We start from the raw sequence: 5050 nt of genomic DNA, 5'->3' as shown, positions 1-5050 counted from the left end.
CCGGTTCCGTCACCACCCTGGTCCTGGTCGCCGGCCTGGTCGCGGCCGTCCTGGCCGCCGCCGCCGGCCTGGTGGCGGGCCGCGGCCGCCGCGGCCACGGGGCGGCCGAGCACGCCGGCGAGGAGCTGTTCCGGGCCCGGGCGGCCCGGTTCCTGCGACGCCGGCTCGACCCGGAGGCGGCCACCGGGCTGGCCCTGACCGCCGCCCTCGGGCTGGTCTTCGCCGCCGCCCTCGGCTTCGGGCTGGTGTCCGACATGGTCACCTCCGAGACCGGGCTCTACCGCCTCGACGCCAGCGCCGCCGCCTGGGGGGCCGACAACGCCACCCCGGCCTCGACCTGGTTCCTGGGCGCGGTCACCTGGCTGGGCGCGACCGTCACCGTGCTCGCCGTCACGTTCGCCCTGGGGGGCCTGGAGTGGCTGCGCCGGCGGCGCCTGGCCGTGCTCGCCTTCATGGTGACGGTGGTGGTCGGCCAGAACCTCATCGCCAACACGGTCAAGGCGCTGGTCGACCGGGAGCGGCCGCCCGTGCCCCATCTCGCGTCCGCCAGCGGCTTCTCGTTCCCCTCGGGGCACGCCGCCGCCGCGGCCGCCACCTGGGCGGCGGTCGTCCTGGTGGTGGGCCGGGGCCGGCCGTTCCGGACCAAGGCCTGGCTGGCCGCCGGGGCCGCCGCCGTGACCGTGGCCGTGGCCGCCTCGCGGGTGCTGCTCGGGGTCCACTGGCTGACCGACGTGATCGGCGGGGCCGCCCTCGGGTTCGGCTGGTTCGTCGTCTGCGCGGTCGCCTTCGGCGGTGCCCTGCTCCACTTCGGCGCCCCGGCCGAGCGGGTCGAGGCCGAGGAGGCTAGGCTGTCCGGCGACCAGACCGCCGCGTCACCCAGGAGCCAGTCCATGCCCGACCACGACAAGCCGGGCCCCGAGCAGGTCGACAGCCGGGCCGGATCGCTGGCCGCCGAGCCGGGCAACCACGCCGAGGACCCCGGCGCCCAGGCCCGGGCGCTGCTGGAGGAGTCCGAGCAGCGGGTCGAGGACCAGGCGGCCCGCGACCCGGACGACCAGGGCGTCATCCGGCGCCGCTCCGACGAGGGCGTCAGCGCCGACTGACATGACGGTGTCTTCGGCGGGGTTGCGCCAGGCCCTCGACCAGCTCGCCGACCTCCGGACCTCCCCGGTGTCGGTCGAGGACGCCCTTGACCGGGTCATGGCCACCGCCGACGCCCTGTTCCAGGTCGACGGGACCGCCCTGCTGCTGGTCGACCGCGACCAGGTCCTCCGCAACCTGGCCACCTCCGACCACCGCGCCGTCCTGCTCGAGGAGCTCCAGGCCGAGCATGGCGAAGGCCCCGGCGTGGACGCCTTCGACGACAAGGAGCCGGTGTCGGCCGACGACCTGCGCCACGACGACCGCTGGCCGGCGTTCGCGCCCGCCGCCGTCCGGGGCGGGCTGCTGGCCGTGCTGGCCAGCCCCATCCCCTACAGCGACCAGGCGGTCGGGGTGGTGGCGGTGTTCGCCGGCGAGCCCCATGCCTGGAGCGAGGCCGAGCGGGAGGCGATCGTCGCCTTCACCGAGCTGGTCGCCATGCTCATCCTGAACGCCATGGAGGCCCGGGAGCGCGGCCGGCTGGCCGGCGAGCTCCAGGTCGCGCTCGACTCGCGGGTGGTGATCGAGCAGGCCAAGGGGGTCCTCGTCGGGCGCCACGGGCTCACCACCAGGCAGGCGTTCGAGCGGCTGCGCCGCCAGGCGCGGGACCAGCGCCGCCCGCTCGCCGAGGTCGCCCGGGGCGTGGTCAGCGCGGCCGAGCACCGATGACCGGCGGCTGCTAGCCTTCCGGCATGCCGCTGGACGCCCTCACCTCCGCCGAGATCTCGCTGCCCGCGACCCCGGACGCGACCCAGGTGCGCGAGCGCATCGCCGTCCTGTCCCGCCACGTCGACCTGGTCGGGCTGACCGACAACCACGCCGGCAGGCCGCGCATGTCGCCGCTGGCCGCGGTCGCCCTGGCCCGCGAGCAGGGGGTGGCGACGGTGGTCCACGTCTCCTGCCGCGACCGCAACCGCCTCGCCCTGCGCTCCGAGGTCGTCGGGGCGGCCGCGCTCGGCTCCGAGGGCATCCTGTGCCTCTATGGCGACCCGGTGGCGGACGTGCCCCGGGTGCGCGACTACACCACCACCAGGCTGCTGGCCGAGGCCAGGGAGTGGGCCGCGCCCAACGACCTGGCCATCGGCTGCGTCGCCGACCCGTTCAAGCCCGACGTCGAGGCCGAGCTGGCCCTGCTCGGCCGCAAGGTCGCCGCCGGGGCCGACTTCGTCCAGACCCAGATGGTGTTCGACCCGGCCGGCCTGGCCGCCTTCCTGGAGCAGGCCGCCGAGGGCGGCAAGCTGGGCGACTGCCGGGTCCACGCCAGCGTCCCGGTGATCCGCACGGCCCGCATGGTCGACATCCTCAACCAGACCCTGCCCTGCCAGATCCCGGAGAAGGCGGCCGCCCAGATCGCCGCCGGCGGGGGCATCGACCTGGCCGTCGAGACGGCCATGGTCCTGGCCGGCCTCGACCGGGTCCATGCCCTGCACGTCATGTCCTGGGGGTCGGAGGAGCAGGCCGGCCAGGTCGCCGCCGCCTTCCGGGCCGCCCGGGGCGCCCCGCCGGAGCGACCCGCCCGGGCCTGAAGGGCCTCAGCGGGGGATGACGGTGGCCTTGAACTCGTTGAGGTCGGGCCAGTCCTCGACCAGGGCCAGCACCCGCTCCAGGGTGGAGCGGGCGGCGGCGGCGCTGCCGGGGCGGTCCATCAGGCGCACGAACACGGCCCGGCTGCCGGTCACGAAGGTGGGCACGCCGAACACCCGGGAGGTGTCGACCGCCCAGGTGTGGTCGGCGGCCAGGGCGGCCGCGGGCCGGCCCCCGGCGACCAGCTTCTCGACCTCGCCGGGGTCGACACCGGCCGAGGCCACCGCGGCGGCCAGCACCTCGGGGTCGTTGAGGTCGCGGCCCTGGTCGTGGCGGGCGGCGAACAGGGCCAGGTGGACGGCCGGGAACCGCTCGGGCAGCTCGTCGCGGACGGCCAGGCCCCACTGGAGGGCCAGCACGCCCGAGCGCGGCTCGGCGCCCGGCTCCCAGACCGGCGGCTCACCATCGTCCAGGTGGACCTGGGAGAGGGAGAAGGCGCGGAAGCCGACCTCGGCCGGCTCCCCTTCCTCCAGCGCACGCACGACCACCTCTGCCGCGTTCCGTGCGAACGGGCAGAGGTAGTCGTGGGTGACGGCGAAGCGGCGCATCAGGCCGCGACGAGGTCCTCCAGGCGGGCGCGGATCTCGGGGCTGCGCAGGGAGGCCAGGGCGTCGCGTTCGACCTGGCGGGCTCGTTCCCGGGAGAACCCCATGACCGCCCCGACCTCCTCCAGCGTCCGCGGGGTGCCCGAGTCCAGACCGAAGCGCAAGATCAGGACCTGGCGTTCGCGTTCGGGCAGGGCGTTGAGGACCTGCTCCAGGGCCTCGCGGCCGACCGCCTCCACGGCCAGCTCATCCGGGCCGACCGCGGAGTCGTCCTCCAGGAAGTCCTGGAGGGCGGCCCCGTCGTCCCCGATCGGGGTGTCCAGGCTGGTGATGGCCTGGGCGGTGTCCTTGAGCCGGTTCACCTTCTCGGTCGGCATGTCGAGCTCGGCCGCCAGCTCGTCGTCGGTCGGCTCGCGGCCCAGGAGTTCGTGCATGCGGGTCTGGGTGCGACGCAACCGGCCCACCTGCTCATCGACGTGGACGGGGAGGCGGATGGCCCGGGCGCCCCGGTCGGCGGCTCCGCGGGCGATGGCCTGGCGGATCCACCAGGTGGCATAGGTGGAGAACTTGAACCCCTTGCGCCAGTCGAACTTCTCCACCGCCCGCAACAGGCCCAGGTTGCCTTCCTGGACCAGGTCACCCAGGGGCAGGCCGGTGGCTGAGAAGCGGCGGGCGATGGAGACGACCAGGCGCAGGTTGGACTCGATCATCTTGCGGCGGGCCCACTCGCCCCGCTCGGCGACCGCTTCCAGATCGGGGCGGGCGGGGTCGTCAGGGGCGGTGTCGGCGAGCTTGAGCTGGGCGTCCAGGCCGGCCTCATAGGCCTGGGACAGCTCGATCTCGTCCTCCTTGGTAAGCAGCGGGTGCCGACCGACCTCATCCAGATACAGACGGAACGAGTCCGTCGTCTGGAGGTCGAGCAGCTGGTCCTGGTCCTTCATCGCACTCCTTGCGACAGCACGCGATCATCGGGGGTACACACGTCACTCTCAGTTTTGCCAACAACCATGTTCGCAAAACCTATTCCCGTCTACCAGGGGTTCTCGGAAGAAACTGCATCCGAGGTGAGGGGCAGAGGCCGGGAGTGCCTCAACACCGCCAACGGCGACCATACCACGGCCCAGCCGGCAACGTGTCACCTTTCCCCAGCGGCCACCGGGGTCGGGGCAACCGCGCCGACGGCCAGCGGTCAGGGCGACCAGGGGCCCCCGGCCTGCGCCCAGTCGACCCGGCCGTCACGGGTCAGGGGCACGCCCTCCTCGGCCAGCCGGGCCCGCTGCTCGTCGGCCCCGGTCGCGCCCTTCATCCGGCCGTCGGCGTGCACCACCCGCCACCAGGGCACGTCCCCCGGGCAGCGGGCCATCGCCTGGCCGACCCCCCCCGGCCCCCTTGGCCACCCCGTTGTGGGCCTCGGCGAGCAGGCCGTAGGTGGTGGCCCGGCCGGCCGGCACCCGCCGGGCCAGCGCCCACACCGCCTCCGAGAAGCCGCCCGTGGCCACCGTCTACCTCCCGGCCGGGTCCTGGGCGTCGGCCAGGTACTCGTGCACCAGCTGGACGGCGATCGACCCCTCGCCGACCGCCGAGGCGACCCGCTTGACCGAGCGGTAGCGGACGTCGCCGACGGCGAACACCCCGGGCAGGCTGGTCTCCAGCGGCAGGGGCTGGCGCTCCAGCGGCCAGCCGGGCGGCGGCCGGCCGTCCGCGCCCATCAGGTCGCGGCCGGTGAGCAGGTAGCCGCGCTCGTCGCGTTCGACCGTCCCCTCCAGCCAGTCGGTGCGCGG

Annotated in this window: 7 protein-coding genes; 3 read left to right on the top strand and 4 right to left on the bottom strand. The window is 74.9% G+C overall.

From position 1 onward, the window contains the following. From VF468_20915 to VF468_20905, 3 genes are all read left to right on the top strand, one after another. On the top strand, positions 1-1103 hold a 1103-nt coding region (locus VF468_20915; GenBank protein HEX5880753.1), incomplete at its 5' end, for a phosphatase PAP2 family protein. 1 nt (position 1104) lies between these two features. Continuing rightward, a complete protein-coding gene (locus tag VF468_20910) occupies positions 1105-1809 on the top strand; it encodes a GAF and ANTAR domain-containing protein (protein ID HEX5880752.1) in 705 nt (234 codons plus the stop codon). Positions 1810-1832: 23 nt separating this feature from the next. Further along, positions 1833-2666 carry a methylenetetrahydrofolate reductase gene (locus VF468_20905; GenBank protein ID HEX5880751.1) on the top strand — a complete coding sequence of 278 codons (834 nt, stop codon included), beginning with the start codon at positions 1833-1835 and terminating at the stop codon, positions 2664-2666. Positions 2667-2672: 6 nt separating this feature from the next. Here the strand turns inward: VF468_20905 and VF468_20900 are convergent, their stop codons facing one another. From VF468_20900 to VF468_20885, 4 genes are all read right to left on the bottom strand, one after another. Next, the gene (locus tag VF468_20900) at positions 2673-3272 is read right to left on the bottom strand and encodes a DsbA family protein (protein ID HEX5880750.1); all 600 of its coding nucleotides are present in this window, start codon (positions 3270-3272) and stop codon (positions 2673-2675) included. Further along, the gene (locus VF468_20895; protein HEX5880749.1) at positions 3272-4210 is read right to left on the bottom strand and encodes a sigma-70 family RNA polymerase sigma factor; all 939 of its coding nucleotides are present in this window, start codon (positions 4208-4210) and stop codon (positions 3272-3274) included. Before VF468_20895 ends, VF468_20900 begins: the two co-directional genes overlap by 1 nt. Before the next feature lie 248 nt (positions 4211-4458). Further along, positions 4459-4632, bottom strand: a complete 174-nt coding sequence (locus VF468_20890; GenBank protein ID HEX5880748.1) for an MGMT family protein — start codon at positions 4630-4632, stop codon at positions 4459-4461. Positions 4633-4771: 139 nt separating this feature from the next. Next, on the bottom strand, positions 4772-5050 hold a 279-nt coding region (locus VF468_20885), incomplete at its 5' end, for a fused response regulator/thioredoxin-disulfide reductase (protein HEX5880747.1).

This window comes from Actinomycetota bacterium, from assembly GCA_036280995.1.
Taxonomy (GTDB): Bacteria; Actinomycetota; CALGFH01; order CALGFH01; family CALGFH01; genus CALGFH01.
Note: the sequence above shows the minus strand (reverse complement) of the source record. Positions and strands in the feature narration are given on the sequence as shown.

Coding starts and splice junctions, on each gene's coding strand:
- VF468_20900 (HEX5880750.1), bottom strand. CDS start 3,272: ATGCGCCGCTTCGCCGTCACCCACGACTACCTCTGCCCGTTCGCACGG.
- VF468_20890 (HEX5880748.1), bottom strand. CDS start 4,632: ATGGCCCGCTGCCCGGGGGACGTGCCCTGGTGGCGGGTGGTGCACGCC.
- VF468_20910 (HEX5880752.1), top strand. CDS start 1,105: ATGACGGTGTCTTCGGCGGGGTTGCGCCAGGCCCTCGACCAGCTCGCC.
- VF468_20905 (HEX5880751.1), top strand. CDS start 1,833: ATGCCGCTGGACGCCCTCACCTCCGCCGAGATCTCGCTGCCCGCGACC.
- VF468_20895 (HEX5880749.1), bottom strand. CDS start 4,210: ATGAAGGACCAGGACCAGCTGCTCGACCTCCAGACGACGGACTCGTTC.